Origin of the sequence: Escherichia sp. HH26CH (genome assembly GCF_009820205.1) — a bacterium.
In the GTDB taxonomy this organism is placed as follows: domain Bacteria; phylum Pseudomonadota; class Gammaproteobacteria; order Enterobacterales; family Enterobacteriaceae; genus Escherichia; species Escherichia coli_F.
Genome location: NZ_VNXM01000047.1, coordinates 1 through 19,288 on the forward strand (window position 1 = coordinate 1; position 19,288 = coordinate 19,288).

At 55.2% G+C, this 19,288-nt stretch carries 14 protein-coding genes and 1 pseudogene; 13 read left to right on the plus strand and 2 right to left on the minus strand.

What is annotated here, in order from left to right; genetic code table 11:
* Together FQ015_RS24740 and FQ015_RS16275 are read right to left on the minus strand one after the other, a co-directional pair.
* Window positions 1-118 (minus strand): annotated as a pseudogene (locus tag FQ015_RS24740) (hypothetical protein); the annotation flags it as partial.
* 220 nt (window positions 119-338) lie between these two features.
* On the minus strand, window positions 339-857 hold the full coding sequence (locus FQ015_RS16275) for an Hcp family type VI secretion system effector (protein ID WP_001142963.1): 519 nt from the start codon (window positions 855-857) through the stop codon (window positions 339-341).
* A 702-nt stretch (window positions 858-1,559) separates the two neighbouring features.
* On the opposite strand from FQ015_RS16275, the gene tssB reads away from it, so the two are divergent.
* The 13 genes from tssB (at window position 1,560) to tssM (ending at window position 19,281) form a co-directional block, all read left to right on the plus strand.
* On the plus strand, window positions 1,560-2,063 hold the full coding sequence (gene tssB / locus FQ015_RS16280) for a type VI secretion system contractile sheath small subunit (protein ID WP_039021711.1): 504 nt from the start codon (window positions 1,560-1,562) through the stop codon (window positions 2,061-2,063).
* Window positions 2,064-2,085: 22 nt separating this feature from the next.
* A complete protein-coding gene (gene tssC / locus FQ015_RS16285; protein WP_160524268.1) occupies window positions 2,086-3,570 on the plus strand; it encodes a type VI secretion system contractile sheath large subunit in 1,485 nt (494 codons plus the stop codon).
* Between the two features lie 4 nt (window positions 3,571-3,574).
* Window positions 3,575-4,000: a type VI secretion system baseplate subunit TssE gene (tssE, locus tag FQ015_RS16290; RefSeq protein WP_105279171.1), complete on the plus strand. Its 426-nt coding sequence runs from the start codon at window positions 3,575-3,577 to the stop codon at window positions 3,998-4,000.
* 5 nt (window positions 4,001-4,005) lie between these two features.
* On the plus strand, window positions 4,006-5,847 hold the full coding sequence (tssF, locus tag FQ015_RS16295; RefSeq protein WP_160524269.1) for a type VI secretion system baseplate subunit TssF: 1,842 nt from the start codon (window positions 4,006-4,008) through the stop codon (window positions 5,845-5,847).
* Window positions 5,811-6,860 (plus strand): type VI secretion system baseplate subunit TssG, encoded by a 1,050-nt coding sequence (gene tssG / locus FQ015_RS16300; RefSeq protein WP_160524270.1) that lies wholly within the window; start codon window positions 5,811-5,813, stop codon window positions 6,858-6,860. The genes tssF and tssG overlap by 37 nt, the downstream gene beginning before the upstream one ends.
* 16 nt (window positions 6,861-6,876) lie before the next feature.
* The gene (gene tagH, locus FQ015_RS16305) at window positions 6,877-8,157 is read left to right on the plus strand and encodes a type VI secretion system-associated FHA domain protein TagH (protein ID WP_337191371.1); all 1,281 of its coding nucleotides are present in this window, start codon (window positions 6,877-6,879) and stop codon (window positions 8,155-8,157) included.
* On the plus strand, window positions 8,154-8,678 hold the full coding sequence (tssJ, locus tag FQ015_RS16310; protein WP_001013425.1) for a type VI secretion system lipoprotein TssJ: 525 nt from the start codon (window positions 8,154-8,156) through the stop codon (window positions 8,676-8,678). Before tagH ends, tssJ begins: the two co-directional genes overlap by 4 nt.
* A gap of 2 nt (window positions 8,679-8,680) precedes the next feature.
* Complete coding sequence (gene tssK, locus FQ015_RS16315; RefSeq protein ID WP_160524272.1) at window positions 8,681-10,027, plus strand: type VI secretion system baseplate subunit TssK; 1,347 nt, start codon at window positions 8,681-8,683, stop codon at window positions 10,025-10,027.
* Window positions 10,028-10,049: 22 nt separating this feature from the next.
* Window positions 10,050-10,805 (plus strand): type IVB secretion system protein IcmH/DotU, encoded by a 756-nt coding sequence (icmH, locus tag FQ015_RS16320; protein WP_435367431.1) that lies wholly within the window; start codon window positions 10,050-10,052, stop codon window positions 10,803-10,805.
* A 9-nt stretch (window positions 10,806-10,814) separates the two neighbouring features.
* The gene (tssH, locus tag FQ015_RS16325) at window positions 10,815-13,547 is read left to right on the plus strand and encodes a type VI secretion system ATPase TssH (protein ID WP_160524273.1); all 2,733 of its coding nucleotides are present in this window, start codon (window positions 10,815-10,817) and stop codon (window positions 13,545-13,547) included.
* Complete coding sequence (gene vasI, locus FQ015_RS16330) at window positions 13,544-14,287, plus strand: type VI secretion system-associated protein VasI (protein WP_000088848.1); 744 nt, start codon at window positions 13,544-13,546, stop codon at window positions 14,285-14,287. Before tssH ends, vasI begins: the two co-directional genes overlap by 4 nt.
* A gap of 4 nt (window positions 14,288-14,291) precedes the next feature.
* Window positions 14,292-15,734 carry a type VI secretion system protein TssA gene (gene tssA / locus FQ015_RS16335; protein WP_160524274.1) on the plus strand — a complete coding sequence of 481 codons (1,443 nt, stop codon included), beginning with the start codon at window positions 14,292-14,294 and terminating at the stop codon, window positions 15,732-15,734.
* Window positions 15,735-15,843: 109 nt separating this feature from the next.
* A complete protein-coding gene (tssM, locus tag FQ015_RS16340; protein ID WP_160524277.1) occupies window positions 15,844-19,281 on the plus strand; it encodes a type VI secretion system membrane subunit TssM in 3,438 nt (1,145 codons plus the stop codon).
* Window positions 19,282-19,288: the final 7 nt, after the last annotated feature.

Here is a 19,288-nt window from a genome sequence, read left to right on the forward strand (position 1 = left end):
CCACACTCATCACAAACGGATATGACTGGTTCTGGACTAACCGGAAGCTCACCACTGCAAAGGTGTCCGGCTCCTGGTCGTCAACCTCCAGCGTAAAGCGCAGGCCTTTTAAGGACATAATGACCTCCCTAATTTATTCACGGACCAAATGATTCCCACCATGCAGCAAAGGGTGCCAGTGCAGCGTTACACTCATCTTTACATTTTCAGGTACGCTACCGCCCGGGTTTCCGGCATCCGCCATCTCCCTCATGAAAGCGTAACTCCTTACTGACACTCATTTTTTACACGTACAAAAACAACATCCTGCACGAAGGCAGGATGTTGTTGACTCAGATTTATGCTTCCAGCGGTGCACGCCAGTCATCGGCACCAGAAGTACCGGATTTGATGTGCTCCCACTCAACCTTACGGTATGCCAGTGATACTGCGAGCAATTGCGTAAACTCACGCTGTGCAGGGTCCTGGCAGTGCGGCATGTGCAGGTTCATGTCCACAATCGTCGCGTCAGTAAGACGTGTGGTGAAGTAGTGCTCCTGCTTGCCTTCAACAGAAGTACGCCACCAGTGCAGCTCCACTTTCGGCAGCATTTCACCGGAGGCCAGCGCGTTGTACAGCAGCGGAACGGCTTTGTTCAGCGCCACGGTGAAAATGAATGGTTTGTGCGCGCGCTGCCCGGAAGGTTGACCAGACTGTGGATCGGTTGGAACAGTAACGTTATGCAGAAACTCCTGCACCAGCATTTCATCTTCGTGTCCCTGCACGTAGATATTGCCGACAGAATCTGCGGTGAAAGCACCGGCAGTGATGTTCCCCTGGGTCTGACCTGTAATTGAAATGTAACATGGGGTTGGCATTTATGAACTCCTTGTGAAATTATCAACTGCTGTTTTACGAACAACCCGTCGTTAATCCCCGACGGGTTAGAGTGTGATGCGGCTCACATCAGGAACCACACCCTTTTCTTTATTCGAGTTACAGGCACACGTAATTAGCACCTACTGAAAAACTCTTTTATGGTGTTTAAATATATTTTTAGTCAATTTCAGAACACGGCCACATAAGCTAAAAATATATCAACTTCAACAGCAGAATTATCCATAACGTATCCTTCCCCCCATAAAAATCCACAGCTGCGTCAAAAACAAATTATTACGACACTTACTCCGCCATCGTTCCAGCACGCAATTAAGACATTCCTTAAAGGAATTCCTTATAATGTATTGTCAGCAATTAATTAATTGATAAAACCATACATAAAACTTATTAATCAATTTAATAAATACATATAAATCAACACATTATAGTATTTTATTGGCCATAAAATTATATTCATCAAGTCTATGGATACCAAAATCTATTTCACTATAATGTATTAATAAGGAAGAGTACATCTCTTTCGGAAATATAAATAGTTCTTTTAATATTTTATTTCATGAGTAGAATGCTGATCACAACAGAAGGAAGATTACATTATCTAACTGCCACTGAAACGGTATTGTCGGTATTTTTATGCAGTACGAAAATGCTGTGCTCATGGCCTGAACGGGAACATTTTTATGAGCAAAATGAACAACAATGGCGGCAGTGTCGCGCCGAAAGAAAGAATCAGCGTTCGGTATACACCAAAAGTTGATGGGGTGGCTGCTGATATCGAATTGCCGCTGAATTTATTGATCACCGGCAATCTGAAAGGGAAACCAGATAACACGCCGTTGGATGAGCGAACTGCCATTGCTATCAACCGCTATAACCTCAACGCAGTCATTTCAGAAGCTGACATTGAACGGGAGTTTGTTGTTCCGGCTGAACTCAGTGACGCTCCCAATGAGCAAATGTACGTCAACCTGAAAGTCAAATCTATGGATGACCTTTCTCCGGACCATATTGCCAGCCAGGTACCAGAAATAAAACATCTGCTCGAATTGCGTGAAGCTCTGGTCGCACTTAAGTCTCCACTAGGCAATATTCCGGCCTTCCGCGCACAACTTCAGGCGCTACTGGAAAACGAAGACAGCCGCGAGCAGCTGATCCAAGAACTGGGTATCGCCGTTCAGAAATAATTTTCACAGAAGGATTTTCAGTATGTCAGTAAAGGAAGAAATTGCTCCCGTCAGCGCGTCTCAAACCGCCGCGCCCCCATCTCTGCTTGATGAAATCATGGCGCAAACCCGCGTCCAGCCTAAATCAGAAAGCTACGATATCACCCGCCAGGGCGTGAGCGCCTTTATTGCCGCCATGTTACAGGGCGACAGTAGCGCTGAACCTATCAATATCCTGGCCGTTGACGCCATGATTGCTGATATTGATGCCCGAACCAGCAGGCAGATGGATGCCATTATTCATGCCCCGGAGTTTCAGGAACTGGAATCCCTGCTGCGCTCGCTGAAACTGCTGGTTGAACGCGCGGATACACGGGAAAACATCAAGGTCCATTTCCTGAATGTCACTCAGGAAGAACTGCTGGATGATTTCGAATTTGCACCAGAAATCACGCAGTCTGCATATTACAAGCATGTATATTCAAGCGGTTACGGACAATTTGGCGGTGAGCCAGTGGCGGCGGTAATCGGCAACTTTGCCTTTAAGAACACCACGCCGGATATGAAGTTGCTGAAATATATCAGCCAGGTCAGTGCGATGGCGCACAGCCCGTTCCTCTCATCAGTATCATCCGAATTTTTCGGTCTGGACTCATGGACAGAGCTACCAGGGATCAAAGAACCAGGAGCCATCTTTGAAGGCCCGGCCTATTCCCGCTGGCGTGCCTTGCGTGAATCTGAAGATTCACGCTACCTGGGGCTGACTGCCCCCCGGTTCCTGCTGCGTCACCCTTACTCGCCAGATGAGAACCCAGCCAGAACCTTCCGTTACCATGAAGACGTCAGCCAGAGTCACGAGTCTTATTTGTGGGGGAACACCTCGTTTTTACTAGCTGCGAACCTGGCTGAAAGTTTTGCTAAATATCGCTGGTGTCCCAATATCATTGGCCCTTCCAGCGGCGGCGCAGTCAAAGACCTCCCGGTGCATCTGTATGAATCCATGGGGCAAATGCAGGCAAAAATTCCGACTGAAGTGTTGATCACTGACCGGAGAGAGTATGAGCTGGCGGAAGAAGGCTTTATCACACTGACCATGCGTAAAGGGTCTGATAATGCGTGCTTTTTCTCGGCCAACTCGGTGCAGAAACCCAAAAAATTCCCCAAAACCCCCGAAGGCAAGGCTGCGGAGACCAACTACAAACTCGGCACCCAGCTTCCATACTTGTTTGTTATTAGTAGGTTAGCGCATTACATCAAGGTAATTCAGCGCGAACAGCTTGGCTCATGGAAAGAACGCAGTGATCTGGAGCGCGAGCTGAACACCTGGATTCGCCAGTATGTGGCCGACCAGGAGAATCCCCCTGCCGAAGTCCGTAGCCACCGGCCATTGCGTCAGGCGAAGATCGAGGTACTGGATGTGGATGGTGAGCCGGGCTGGTACCAGGTCGCGATTTCTGTCAGACCGCATTTTAAATACATGGGGGCCAGTTTCGACCTGAGCCTGGTCGGGCGACTGGATAAGGAATAATCCGATGCAAAGACGGGATTCAGGGCCAACCGGCAGTCTTTTTGAACGTATCCGTGAGGCGGCAAACCCGCCTTCATACCAGAATCCAAAAGAAGCACTGATACGTTCCATCAGACGTAACCTGCGACAGGTCCTGAATACCCGCTCCGGCAGTTGTTATGGCTCACCAGAGCTGGGGATTACTGATTTAAATGATGAATCGCTGGCCTCCAGCGATTTCAGACGAGAAATCCGTAAGTCCATTAGCCAGTGCATTTTACATTACGAACCTCGTATTACCGATGTTGTTGTTACGGCTGCTGCACCGGATGAATACGCCCCTGTGGAACTGCGTTTTCATATTGTGGCTACGGTCGATGTCAGCGAAACCAGGGGAGTGTTTGAATTTGACATTTTGCTGGACAATCATCAACGCTATTGTGTGGAGTGATCTCTGTGGCTTTTGAAGAACGTTACTACCGCGAAGAGCTGGATTATCTTCGCCAGCTTGGCAAACTGCTGGCGCAGGAAAAACCACATCTGGCCCACTTTCTGGCCGAGAAAGAGGGTGATCCGGACGTGGAGCGACTGATGGAAGCCTTTGCCTTTATGTCCGGCAGCCTGCGTCAGAAACTTGAGGACGAATTCCCCGAATTCACCCATGGGCTAATCCGTATGCTGTGGGCAAACTATTTACGCCCGGTTCCGGCCATGACGGTTATTGCCTATGAACCCAAAACCGATCAGTTAAAAGTCCCTGTTCAGGTCTGCCGTAATGAACTGATCAGAAGCCGCTCAGAAAAGTCCGCCCTGGCTGCTCAGAAGGTGCTGTCTGACAATCATGATAAAATCGTTTCTTCCGTAGCCTGTCATTTCACGCTGGCGCGCGATATCTGGCTGCAACCACTGCGCATTCTCGACACCCGCAACGCCAGCAGCCTGAAAGAAGGCATCATAGATATCAGTTTTACCGCAGATAACAATGTCTCCCCCGCCATGCTTGACCTGAACAAAATAACGTTCTGGCTGGGTAATGAAGACGATTATACCCGACACCAGCTTTATCTGTGGTTTTGCGAATGCCTGATGGATGCGGAACTGATTGCCGGAGAGTACCGCCTGCCGCTGCCGGATCTGTGGCTGGAGGCCGCCGGATTTGAAAACCAGGACGCCCTGCTGCCGTGGCCGAAAAATGTCCACAGCGGCTATCGGGTACTCCAGGAGTATTTCTGCTATCCCGAAGCCTTCTTTTTTTTCCATCTGCGCGATGTTGCGCCACTACCGGACGATTTCCCGGTCAGCGCGTTTACGCTGCGCCTGCACTTTAACCGCCCGTTACCTGCCGACATCAAGCTACGCCAGGACTCACTGCGTCTGCACTGTACGCCAGCCATTAACCTGTTTACGCATTATGCGGAACCCGTCAGGCCTGATGGGCGGATAGCGGAATACCCGCTGCGCGCCAGCCACCGGCATCCCGACGCTTATGACATTTTTCAGATAAGCACAGTCACCAGCAAAGTCAAAGTTTCAGGTACTGAATCCAACCCTGGCAGCCAGGCGCGTGTCTGGCCCGAATTTGAAAGTTTCCAGCACCAGATGGAGTACAGCCGCCAGCGGGAAGTCGTCTACTGGCATCACCGGACTAAAACATCCCTGTTTCACCGCGGGCTTGAACATAGTATCGCCTTTGTCCATGCGGACGGCAGCATTCCGGACAGCTCACGGTTTAATGATGATGTGATCACCACGTCATTAATCTGTACCAACCGTATGATCCCTGCTCGGCTGCATATCGGCGATATCTGCGTGGCCGTCAACAAAAACCCGGCGGTGGCCTCATTTCATAATGTCACACGCCCGACGCAGCCGCTCTGGCCAGTCACGGACGGCGACATGCACTGGTCGCTGATTTCCGCGATGAACCTGAACTACCTCTCCCTGCTGGACAGGGAGACACTGATCCAGATCCTGCGGACCTTCGACCTGCCAGGCGCTCACCATCCGCAGCGGGCCAGACTGTCACGCCAGAAACTGGATGCCATAGAAAAACTCGAAACCAAACCTGTTGACAGGTTGTTTAAAGGCGTACCGGTTCGCGGGCTGGCGACCACGCTGTGGATACGTCCCGATCCGTTTATCTGCGAAGGTGAAATTTATCTTCTGGGTACCGTGCTCTCGCACTTTTTTGCCCTCTACGCCAGCATCAATTCGTATCACTGTCTGAAAATCATTAACACGGAAAGTCAGGAGTCCTGGGAATGGCAGGAGAAAATGGGCCAGCACGCCCTGATATAGCGGCAAAACCGCCGTTACCGGCGGATGTGCGCAACTGCAATTTCTATGTGCTAATGGAGGCGCTGTACCGTCGGTATGGCACGCCGGGCCAGGACATTTCCCTGCGTACCGAGCCTACCCGGGAGATCGTGCGTTTCAGCTCTGACGCCAGTATCGGTTTTCCGGGTACGGACCTGAGTGCGCTTTCCCGTAGCCAGAACGGACAGTATGTACTGCAAACCCGGTTCCTGGGTTTTTCCGGCAGCCAGTCGCCGCTACCAGGCTATTATCTGGATCAGATGGCGCAGGAGTCCGCACAGAACGAAGACGGCCTGAAAGAATTTCTCGATCTATTCAGCCACCGCTGGACACAGTTTGCCTATCATGCCTGGCGCAAATACCGCTACTACATCTGCTTTCGTAACGGCGGTACTGACACCTTTTCACAGCGCATGTACGCACTGGTCGGGCTGGGTAATCAGAGCGTGCGTGACAGGCTTGCCATTAACCACAGCAAAATGCTGGCCTACGCCGGAATTCTGGCAACACCAGGCCGCGCGCCGGAGGTTATCTGTAATCTGGTGTCGCACTGTTTTGATTTGCCGGATGTCACCATTGAACGCTGGCAACTGCGTAAAGTCGCCATTGATCCGGCACACCAGAACCGGCTGGGTGTACGTAATCCGAAAGGAAAAACGGCTGGACATATTCCGGGACGCTCCATACTCGGCGTTAATTTTACCCTCGGCGCACGGGTGCCGGATCGCAGCGGAAAATTCCTGTTGCAGATTGGCGGCCTGTCGCGGGAGCGTTATCTCTCATTTTTACCCGATGGCGAAAATCACCTGCCGCTGACCATGTTCCTTTCTTTTATTCTGCGCGACCAGTTTGCCTGGGATTTACGGCTGTGCCTGGCACCACAGCAGGCTAAAGGGATGCGCCTTGGCGATTCGGCCAGCTCCCGCCTCGGCAGAACCAGCTTTATTGGTCAGCCGAAAGTACCGCCCGCCATCACAATCCGAATCAGGGAATAATTCTATGGAACCACTTATGGCTGAGGAAAAACAGCAATCCCGCCAGGCCTCACTGACTTTACAGGTGATGAATGGCAACGAACTGGAAAGCGGACGCGCCGCAAAATGCCTGTTCAGCGAAAACGGCGGTGATATTGGTCATATGCCGGAATGTCACTGGCAGGTACAGGACCGGGCGGGAAACATTGCTGCGCGTGCCTGTACCGTTATCCGGCACGACGGAGCCTATTGCCTGCGGTGCCTGACGCCGGGACTGATGATTAATCAGGCCCCGGTCTCTTCCAATTCGCTGATCCGCCTGCGCCAGGGCGATGAGATTCAGCTCGGCGCACTGGCGCTTAAAGCGTTTCTGCATGACGGCGCGGCGGTTACCTACGACGAGCGGATGGCAACCCCGGAAACGATTGTGATGAACCGCGACAGTCTGGCGGACACCCTGCTGACCACCGAGGGACAACCTTCCTATCCGGGAATGCCGTTCCAGCATCAGCTTGCCCCCACCGTGGCGCACGGTTTTTCCAGCGATCCTCTTCAGGCACTTCAGACGGAAAGCCTGATGGTGGCAGATGATCCGATCGCCTCACGCTTTTCCCGGCCCGTCGCCCCCGCCTCCGATCTGACAGGTGCAAACGGGATCAATACGCCGTTTATGGATCTGCCGCCCGGCAATGCCCGTTATGAGGACGACGATGAATTTTCTGCCATGGCGCAGTACCACCTGGCCGTGACCCCGCTGCTGCGCGGTATGGAGTGCCCGCTGACGCTGCACGATTCTCAGGATGCGGATGAGTTTCTCGAAGAGGCCGGACGGGCGTTGCAGGCCGCCATTAAGGGATTGCTGAGTCTGCAACAACAACAGAACAGCCTGTCGGATAAACACCTGCGTCCACTGGAAGACAACCCGCTTCGCCTTGATATGGACTACGCCACTGCGCTGAACGTCATGTTCGCTGAGGGTAAAAGTCCGGTACATCTCGCAGCACCCGCGGCCATCGGCGAAAGCCTGCGCAACATCCGGCATCATGATGAGGCTAACCGGGCGGCGATTGTGGAAGCGTTGCGTGTCATGCTGGAGGCCTTCTCGCCGGGCAACCTGATGCGCCGCTTTGCGCAATACCGCCGCAGTCATGAACTGCGCCAGAAAATGGACGACGCCTGGGCATGGCAGATGTACAGCAACTATTACGATGAGCTGGCCTCCAGCCGACAGCAAGGATTTGAAATGCTGTTCAATGAAGTTTATGCCCAGGTCTATGACCGGGTGCTGCGCGAAAAACAGCGGGAGCCGGAAGCATGAACGGCAAAGCGTTTCTGGCCTGCGTTCTGATGAGCGTTGTGTTAACTGGCTGTGAAACAGCGAAAAAAATCAGCCAGGTGATCCGCAATCCGGATATTCAGGTCGGAAAGCTGATGGATCAGTCAACCGAGCTGACCGTCACGCTGCTGACCGAGCCGGACAGCAACCTGACGGCGGACGGTGAAGCCGCGCCGGTGGATGTTCAACTGGTTTATCTGAGTGATGACTCTAAATTCCAGGCCGCCGACTACGACCAGGTTGCCACCACCGCACTGCCCGACGTGCTGGGAAAAAACTATATCGATCATCAGGACTTCAACCTGTTGCCGGACACCGTAAAAACACTGCCGCCGATCAAGCTGGATGAGAAAACCGGTTATATCGGTGTCATTGCCTATTTTTCAGACGACCAGGCCACAGAATGGAAACAAATTGAGCCGGTAGAAAGTATCGGCCACCACTATCGCCTGCTGGTGCATATCCGCGCCAGTGCGATTGAGATGAAAAAAGAGGAAAACTGACGATGGCAACAATGAAAAACAAGGTGATCTGGCAGGAAGGGCTGTTTGCCCTGCCGCAGCATTTTCAGCAACAGCAGCGTCACTGCGAGTACCTGCTGACCCGTCGTCTGGATGCTCAGGGTGATTTTTTCTGGGGCTTTACGGAACTCTCCATCAATACCGAACTGCTTGCTCAGGGCAAAATTATGATTGACCGTGCGGCGGGCTGCATGCCTGACGGCACCGTATTCAGTATTCCCGACCAGGATCTGCTGCCGGAACCTTTCCAGCCGGGAACCCTTTCATCGAAAGAGAGCCACAATATTTATCTGGCGCTGCCTGTAATCAGCGACGTGATCAATGAAATCCAGGGATTGCACAGCGCCGGTCAGGGTACGGAGCGTTACCGCCTCACCCATACCCGCGTCCGTGATTTTCACACTGACGAAGGCGACGAACAGCCGGTCGGTCTGGGGCAGTTGATCCCCAGGATAGTCAGCGGCGCAGATGATCTCAGCGCGATGGTGACCCTCCCCCTGTGCCGTATCCTCAATAAAAATGCTACCGGCGCACTGGTACTGGACAACACCTTTATTCCCACCATTCAGGCCGTCCATGTCAGCGGGTTGCTCGGGGCATTCTCCGGCGAGGTGCAGGGGCTGCTTGCCACCCGCGCCGCTGACCTGGCCGGGCGCATCGGTTCGCCTGAACAGAGCGGGATCGCCGATGTGGCCGAATTTATGATGTTGCAGATGCTTAACCGCCATCAAATGCAGTTCACGCACCGTTCACAACTGCACACGCTGCATCCGGAAGCCTTCTACCGGGATTTGGTGGGGCTGCTGGGAGAACTGATGACCTTTACCGAAGGTAATCGCCTGCCCTGCACCGTGGAGCCGTATAATCACCGGGATCTTACCGCGACCTTCACCAGAACAGTAATTCCGGAACTGCGGCGCGCACTCAATACCGTGCTGGTACCGCGTGCGCAGAATCTGCCGCTGTTCTTTTCAGAGGGGACCTGGATCGCCACCATCAGCGATCCCACACTGTTGCAGTCCTGCAAGCTGGTACTGGCAGTGCGCGCCAGGATGCCCTACGACCAGGTGCAGCGCCAGTTCATCCAGCAGTCGAAAGTGGCCGCTACCGACAAAATCCGCAGCGTGGTCAGCGTGCAGGTGCCGGGTATTCCGCTGCACACGCTTACCGCTGCGCCGCGTCAGTTGCCCTGGCATGAAGGTTATGTTTACTTCGAACTGGAAAAAGGCACCCCAGCCTGGCAGGACGTGATAAAAGCGGGCGCGCTGGCGCTGCATATCTCCGGCACCTTCCCCGATCTGAACCTTCAGCTCTGGGCGATAAGGGGATAAGTGAATGAGCGATATCAGCGATATGGGTGAACCGTCGATTTTTCCCATGGAGCCGGAGAGCGGAACATCAGGACGTCAGTACCGTCTCGCCCTTCGCGGCAACAGCCAGAACCCAATGATTGACGCCGCCACGCCGTTGCTCGGCATGGTGATGCGTCTGTCCACCATGAACAGTCAGGCCATGCCGGAACATCTGTTTGCCCAGGTGGTAACCGATGTCCAGGCTGTGGAACAACTACTCCAGGAGCAGGGTTACGAGCCGGGCGTCATTGTTTCGTTCCGCTACATTCTCTGCACGTTTATTGACGAAGCGGCGCTGGGCAACGGCTGGTCCAACAAAAACGAATGGATCAAACAGTCGCTGCTGGTTCATTTTCATAACGAAGCCTGGGGCGGCGAGAAAGTGTTTATCCTGCTCGAACGCCTGATCCGGGAGCCGGTACGTTACCAGGATCTGCTGGAATTTTTATATCTCTGTTTTTCGCTCGGCTTTCGCGGGCGCTACAAGGTTGCCATTCAGCAACAGGATGAATTTGAGCGGATCTACCAGCGCCTGCACCATGCCCTGCACAAACTGCGCGGTGACGCGCCATTTCCGCTGCTTCACCAGAAGAACAACATACAGGGCGGGCGTTATCAGTTAATCCGGCGGCTGACCATCAGGCATGTAATGTGCGGCGGTCTTGTTGTGCTGGCCGTATTTTATCTGTTTTATCTGCTGCGTCTGGACAGCCAGACACAGGATATTCTGCATCAGCTCAATAAATTACTCCGATAAGGACATCTTATGATCCAGATTGATTTAGCCACGCTGGTAAAGCGGCTTAACCCCTTTGCAAAACAGGCGCTGGAAATGGCTGCCTCGGAGTGTATGAGCCAGCAGGCCAGTGAGATCACCGTTGCCCATGTGCTGTTGCAGATGCTGGCTATCCCGCGCAACGACGTAAGGGTAATTACCGAACGCACAGGCATCAGTGCGGAGGAGCTACGCCAGGCGCTGACCGTGGAGAGTTATCCCAGCGGACGTTCCGCCGAAGGCTATCCCAGCTTCTCCCCGATGCTGGTCGAATGGCTCAAGGAGTCATGGCTGCTGGCCTCGGCCCAGATGCAGCACAGCGAACTACGCGGCGGCGTGCTGCTGCTGGCTCTGCTGCATTCACCGCTGCGCTATATTCCACCCGCTGCTGCCCGTCTGCTGACGGCCATAAACCGCGACCAGTTACAGCAGGATTTCGCGTCATGGACTAAAGAGCCCGCCGAATCCGTGAACCAGGTTGGCGGACAGGCACCCGGCACGCCTGAAACCGGCGACAGCGGGCTTGCCCGCTACGCCAAAAACATGACCGAAGATGCCCGTAACGGCAAACTTGACCCTGTACTGTGCCGTGACCATGAAATCGACCTGATGATCGACATTCTCTGCCGCCGTCGTAAAAACAATCCGGTGGTGGTGGGTGAAGCGGGTGTGGGTAAAAGTGCCTTAATCGAAGGGCTGGCGCTGCGTATTGTCTCAGGCCAGGTGCCGGACAAGCTGAAAAACACCGATATTATGACCCTTGACCTCGGCGCATTGCAGGCCGGGGCGTCAGTGAAGGGCGAGTTTGAAAAACGCTTTAAGGGGCTGATGGCGGAGGTCATTTCCTCTCCGGTGCCAGTCATTCTGTTTATCGACGAAGCACATACTCTGATTGGTGCGGGCAACCAGCAGGGCGGGCTGGATATCTCCAACCTGCTCAAACCGGCGCTGGCGCGCGGCGAGCTGAAAACCATCGCCGCCACCACCTGGAGCGAGTACAAAAAATACTTCGAGAAAGACGCTGCCCTGTCGCGCCGCTTCCAGTTGGTGAAGGTCAGCGAACCTACCGCAGCAGAGGCCACCATTATTCTGCGCGGCCTGTCCACGGTCTATGAACAGTCGCACGGCGTGCTGATTGACGATGAGGCCTTACAGGCCGCAGCAACATTAAGCGAGCGTTATCTCTCAGGGCGTCAGTTGCCGGATAAGGCCATCGACGTGCTCGATACGGCCTGCGCCCGTGTGGCAATCAACCTTTCTTCGCCGCCGAAACAGATTTCGGCGCTGGCCACGTTAAGCCAGCAGCAGGAGACGGAAATCCGCCAGCTTGAGCGCGAAAGGCGTATCGGGCTGCGTACCGATACCGCCCGGATGACGGAAGTGCTGGTGCAGTACGATGAAACACTGACGGCGCTGGATGAACTGGAAGCCGCCTGGCACCAGCAACAGGCGCTGGTACAGGAGATTATTACGCTACGCCAGCAGTTACTGGGCGTTGCAGAGGACACAGATGCCGTAGTGGATACGCCGTCAGAGTCAGAACAGGATAATACCGGTGCCGTACTGGCTGATGAAGCTGGCAGCGTACAGCCGGAAGAGACTGTTGAAACAGTTTCCCCGGTACAGCGTCTGGCACAGCTCACTGCCGAGCTGGACGCCCTGCATAACGACCGGTTGCTGGTTTCCCCGCACGTCGATAAAACGCAGATTGCGGCGGTAATCGCAGAATGGACCGGCGTACCGCTTAACCGCCTGTCGCAGAATGAAATGTCGGTCATCACCGACCTGCCCGTATGGCTTGGAGACACTATCAAAGGCCAGGACCTGGCGATTGCCAGCCTGCATAAACATCTGCTGACTGCACGCGCCGACCTGCGCCGTCCGGGACGTCCGCTTGGCGCGTTCCTGCTGGCTGGCCCCAGCGGCGTGGGTAAAACCGAAACCGTCCTGCAACTGGCGGAACTGCTCTACGGCGGTCGCCAGTATCTGACCACCATCAATATGTCCGAGTTTCAGGAAAAACACACCGTCTCGCGGCTGATTGGTTCCCCTCCGGGCTATGTCGGCTATGGCGAAGGTGGCGTCCTGACCGAAGCGATTCGCCAGAAACCCTACTCGGTGGTGCTGCTCGATGAAGTGGAAAAAGCGCACCCGGATGTACTCAACCTGTTCTACCAGGCGTTTGACAAGGGCGAGATAGCAGACGGTGAAGGCCGCCTGATTGACTGTAAAAATATCGTTTTCTTCCTGACCTCCAACCTTGGCTACCAGGTGATTGTCGAACACGCCGATGACCCGGAAACCATGCAGGAAGCCCTCTATCCGGTGCTGGCGGACTTCTTTAAACCTGCCCTGCTGGCGCGCATGGAAGTGGTGCCTTACATGCCGCTGTCGAAAGAGACGCTCGCTACCATTATTGCCGGGAAACTGGCCCGCCTGGATAACGTGCTGCGCAGCCGCTTTGGCGCGGACGTGATTATTGAGCCGGAAGTGACGGACGAAATCATGAGCCGTGTCACCCGCGCTGAAAACGGCGCAAGGATGCTCGAATCGGTCATCGACGGCGACATGCTGCCGCCGCTCTCGCTGCTGCTGTTGCAGAAGATGGCAGCCAACACGGCGATTGCCCGGATTCGTCTGTCGGCGGCAGACGGTGCATTCACAGCAGACGTGGAAGATGCTCAGGACGACGAGTCCGTCACAGAGGATGAAACGGTTTTATGAGCAGGTTGCGCGTTTTCCGGCAGACAGGATTGTTTATCGCGGGCCTGATGGCGGGCTTACCCGCCAGTGCCGCACCCGCAGAAACATCGTCAATGGCCGGTGTGGCGGTAGCTGTCGCCACAGCGACACCGCCGGATGCGACAGCCACGTTACAGGCCATGCAGTCCTGTCGCCAGGAGACGGCGGCGCTGGATCGGCTTGACTGTTATGACCGCATTCTTGCGCCGGAACAGGCTGGCTTTGGTGGTGCCGCACTGGTGAAAGCTCGTTACCAGGGTGAAGCCTGGACCCGTGCGACAGAACAGGAAAAACGCCGCCAGGGCAACACCACGGAGCTGCTGGTAACGCAAGTACCGGGTGAACGCCCGACGGTGGTGATAACCACCCCGGCTATCGGCCATGTTCCGCCGCGCCCGGTGCTGATGTTCAGTTGCGTGGACAATATCACCCGGATGCAGGTGGCGCTGATGCACCCTCTGGATGTCCATGATATCGCCGTCACCCTGAATGCCGACAGCCGGGCATTGCGCAGCCACTGGTTTGTGCGCGAGAACGGCACCCTGCTGGAGTCCAGCCGGGGGTTATCCGGTATCGATGAAATTAAGCAACTGTTCGGCGCAAAAACGCTGACGGTGGATACCGGCACAGACAACGCCGCCGGAAAGCTGACCTTTAACATTGACGGGCTGGCACGGGTTATTGCGCCGCTACGCGACGCCTGCCACTGGGCGGGAGAATAAGAATATGGCAATGGACTTACGTAATCCTGATGTATGGCTTGCACACCTGCTGGAAAACCTGCCGGAAGATAAGCGGTCCGCCGCGCTTGATGATGGCAATGCAGACTGGGAGTTTATCGACAGCGAAATCGTCAAGCTCGGCTCGCTGGCGCACAGCCAGCTCGATATCCCGGAACTTCAGCGCCGGGGCCTGATGCTTCTGGCCTCAGAAACCAAAGATTTTCGCCTGCTGGCCCACCTGCTGCGTACCCTGCAACATGCCGGTGATATTCTGCTGGCCACCAGGATGCTGGCACAATATACAGAACACTACTGGACATGCGCCGCACCGCAGAACATGGCCCACAAAAAACGCTTTGCCGCCCAGGTGATAAAACGCTTTGAGTCTGCCGTTCAGGACTTTGCCGGGAATGCTGCGACAATACAGCGCGATGCTTTGCTGGGAGAGCTGGCAAAACTGGCACAGTGCTGGCAGGCGCACAACGCGCCTGAGCTGGCTAAGGCGACAGACGATTTATTTGCCCTGTTTCAGCGCGCGTTTCGTGATGTAGCGCCTGAAATGCCATCATCTGCACGAACCGCCGCCATTGCGCCGCAGGCCACAGCCGGATCTGTACCGGATATGTCACCGCACACGGTTGCCGCTCAGCCTCCTGTTGCAGCCACTCCAATCCCGCAGGTCACTGTTGACAGCCACGACGATAAAGCATGGCGCGACACCCTGCTGAAGGTGGCCGCCATTCTCTGTGAGCGCCAGCCGGAGTCACCGCAGGGTTACCGACTGCGCCGCCATGCTCTGTGGCAGACCATCACCAGTCCCCCGCAGGCAGAAAGCGATGGCCGGACCCCACTGGCAGCCTTCCCTGTCGATATGATGGATGATTACCTGGCGCGGCTGAACAATGCCGACATGGCGCTGTGGCAGCAGGTGGAAAAAAGCCTGCTGCTGGCCCCGTACTGGCTGGACGGTCATTACCTCTCAGCACAGACCGCGCTGCGCCTCGGTTATAAACAGGTGGCGGATGCTATCCGTGATGAAGTTACCGGTTTTCTGGCCCGCCTGCCCGCACTGATCAACCTGTTGTTTAACGACCGCACTCCGTTTGTGTCCGAACAGACGAAACAGTGGCTGGCATCATCCGACTCAGTCAACCAGACCGCCCCAGTTGTACAGACCGATGAAGAATTACAGGCGGCCAGGGCGTGCTTCGATGAAAACGGGCTGGAAGCCGCGCTGCGGTACCTGGAAAATCTGCCCGAAGGTGAGCCCCGCCACCAGTTTCACCGCCAGTTTTTCGGCGCGCAGTTACTGGAAGAGGCCGGTTTGGTTCAGCTTGCACAACAGCAGTACCGGATGCTCTTCAGAACAGGATTACACATGATGCTGTCCGAATGGGAACCGTCCCTGCTGGAAGCACTGGAACAAAAATTCACGGCAGAACAGTAAAAGATAACAAGGAGTTACCGTGTTCAAATTTCCCACATCCCGACTGTTCAGCTCGTTGAGATCTGCGCTCAGGCCAGCGATGCCGCGATTCAGGGTATCCGCCGCCTGGCTGCTGGCGCTGGCATGGATTTTTCTGCTGGTGTGGATCTGGTGGCAGGGTCCAAAATGGACGCTCTATGAGCAGCACTGGCTGGCTCCGCTGGCAAACCGCTGGCTGGCGACCGCCGTCTGGGGGCTTATCGCTCTGGTCTGGCTCACCTGGCGGGTAATGAAGCGTCTGCAAAAGCTGGAAAAACAGCAGAAACAGCAGCGGGAGGAAGAAAAAGATCCGTTGACCGTGGAACTCCACCACCAGCAGCAATATCTGGATCACTGGCTGCTGCGCCTGCGCCGCCATCTGGATAACCGCCGTTATCTGTGGCAGTTGCCGTGGTATATGGTCATTGGTCCTGCGGGTAGCGGCAAAAGCACGCTGCTGCGCGAGGGCTTTCCGTCTGACATTATTTACATGCCGGAAAGCATCCGGGGGGTGGAATATCATCCGCTGATCACACCGCGAGTGGGCAACCAGGCAGTAATTTTCGATGTTGACGGCGTACTGACCTCCCCCGGCGGGGATGATCTGCTCCACCGCCGCCTGCGCGAACACTGGCTGGGCTGGCTGATGGAAACGCGCGCACGCCAGCCGCTCAATGGTCTGATCCTGACGCTCGATCTTCCCGAACTGCTGACGGCGGATAAACCCCGTCGCGAAGCACTGGTACAAAATCTGCGTCAGCAACTTCAGGAAATTCGCCAGTGCCTGCACTGCCGGTTGCCCGTTTATGTGGTGCTGACCCGGCTGGATCTACTGACCGGCTTTGCCGCGCTGTTCCATTCACTGGATAAAAAAGACCGCGACGCGATCCTCGGCGTCACGTTTACCCGCCGCGCTCATGAAAACGATGACTGGCGCAGCGAGCTGAGCACCTTCTGGCAGACCTGGGGACAACAGATGAACCTGGCCCTGTCAGACCTGATGCTCGTGCAGACCGGCACTGCATTGCGCAGTGCCGTGTTCAGCTTCTCCCGTCAGATGCAGGGAACGGGAGAAATCGTCACCGCACTGCTCGCCGCATTGCTGGACGGTGAGAACATGGATGTGATGCTGCGCGGCGTCTGGCTCACATCATCGCTACAGCGTGGCCAGGTGGATGATATTTTCACGCAGTCTGCCGCCCGCCAGTACGGGCTGGGCAACAGTTCGCTGGCAACCTGGCCTCTGGTGGAGACAACGCCCTATTTCACCCGCCGCCTCTTCCCTGAAGTCCTGCTAGCCGAGCCGAACCTGGCGGGTGAAAACAGCGTCTGGCTGAGCAGCTCCCGGCGCAGGCTGACCGCCTTTTCCGCCTGTGGCGCAGCGCTGGTGGCGTTGCTGGTCGGAAGCTGGCACCATTATTACAACCAGAACTGGCAGTCCGGCGTTAACGTACTGGCACAGGCTAAAGCCTTTATGGACGTACCACCACCGCAGGGAACGGATGAATTCGGCAATCTGCAACTACCGTTGCTTAACCCAGTACGCGATGCCACCCTGGCCTATGGCGATTACCGCGATCACGGTTTTCTGGCGGATATGGGATTGTACCAGGGCGTCCGCGTAGGGCCGTATGTGGAGCAAACCTACATTCAGCTTCTTGAGCAGCGTTATCTCCCCTCATTAATGAACGGCCTGATCCGGGATCTGAACAATGCCCCGCCAGAGAGCGAAGAAAAGCTCGCCGTGCTGCGCATACTGCGCATGATGGAAGACAAAAGTGGGCGCAACAACGAGGCGGTAAAACAGTACATGGCGCGGCGCTGGAGCAATGAATTTCACGGCCAGCGTGATATTCAGGCGCAACTGATGGCGCATCTGGACTATGCGCTGGAGCACACCGACTGGCACGCGCAGCGCCAGAGCGGCGACAGCGATGCTGTCAGCCGCTGGACACCCTATGATAAACCGGTCATTAATGCGCAGCAGGAACTGAGCAAGCTGCCCATATACCAGCGTGTCTACCAGACCCTGCGCACCAAAGCATTAAGCGTGTTGCCCGCCGATTTGAATTTGCGCGACCAGGTTGGTCCCACCTTCGACAACGTGTTCGTCGCCGGTAATGATGAAAAACTGGTGATCCCGCAGTTTCTCACCCGCTATGGCCTGCAAAGCTATTTTATCAAACAACACGACGGTCTCGTTGAGTTGACCGCGCTGGATTCGTGGGTGCTGAACCTGACGCAAAGCGTCGCCTACAGCGAGGCCGACCGTGAAGAGATCCAGCGCCATATCACTGAACAGTACCTCAGTGACTATACCGCTACATGGCGTGCCGGAATGGATAATCTCAACGTCCGTGACTATGAGGCCATGCCGGCGCTGACCGACGCGCTGGAGCAGATTATCAGCGGCGATCAGCCATTCCAGCGTGCGCTGACGGCGCTGCGCGATAATACACACGCGCTGACGCTCTCCGGCAAACTGGATGATAAGGCGAGGGAAGCGGCGATAAATGAGATGGATTACCGCCTGTTATCCCGGCTGGGACATGAGTTCGCACCGGAAAATAGCGCACTGCAGGAGCAAAAGGACAAGGCGAGTACGCTACAGGCCGTGTACCAGCAACTGACCGAGCTGCACCGTTACCTGCTGGCGATTCAGAACTCGCCAGTGTCTGGGAAATCGGCGCTGAAAGCAGTACAGCTACGGCTGGATCTAAACAGCAGCGATCCAATCTTCGCCACCCGTCAGATGGCAAAAACCCTGCCTGTGCCTCTTAACCGCTGGGTGGGCAAGCTGGCGGATCAGGCCTGGCATGTAGTGATGGTGGAAGCCGTTCATTACATGGAAGTGGACTGGCGCGACAATGTAGTGAATCCCTTCAACGAACAGCTTGCCGACAACTATCCATTTAATCCACGCGCCACACAGGATGCCTCACTGGATGCGTTTGAACGTTTCTTTAAACCGGATGGCATTTTGGACAATTTCTATAAGGACAACCTGCGACTGTTCCTTGAAAACGATCTGACCTTTGGCGACGACGGCAGAGTGCTGATCCGTGAAGATATCCGACAACAACTGGATACCGCGCAAAAAATCCGCGACATCTTCTTCAGCCAGCAGAACGGGCTGGGCACACAATTTGCCGTGGAAACGGTGTCGCTTTCCGGCAATAAACGGCGCAGCGTACTTAACCTGGACGGCCAGTTAGTGGACTACAGCCAGGGACGCAACTATACCGCCCATCTGGTCTGGCCAAACAACATGCGTGAAGGCAATGAAAGCAAGCTGACGCTGGTTGGCACCAGCGGTGGAGCACCGCGCAGTATCGCTTTCAGTGGACCGTGGGCGCAGTTCCGCCTGTTCGGCGCGGGCCAGTTGACCAACGTGACCAGTGACACCTTTAACGTGCGCTTTAACGTGGACGGCGGCGCGATGGTTTATCGGGTGCATGTGGATACCGAAGATAACCCGTTCACCGGTGGTCTGTTCAGCCAATTCCGTTTACCGGATACGTTGTATTAAGGGGGTT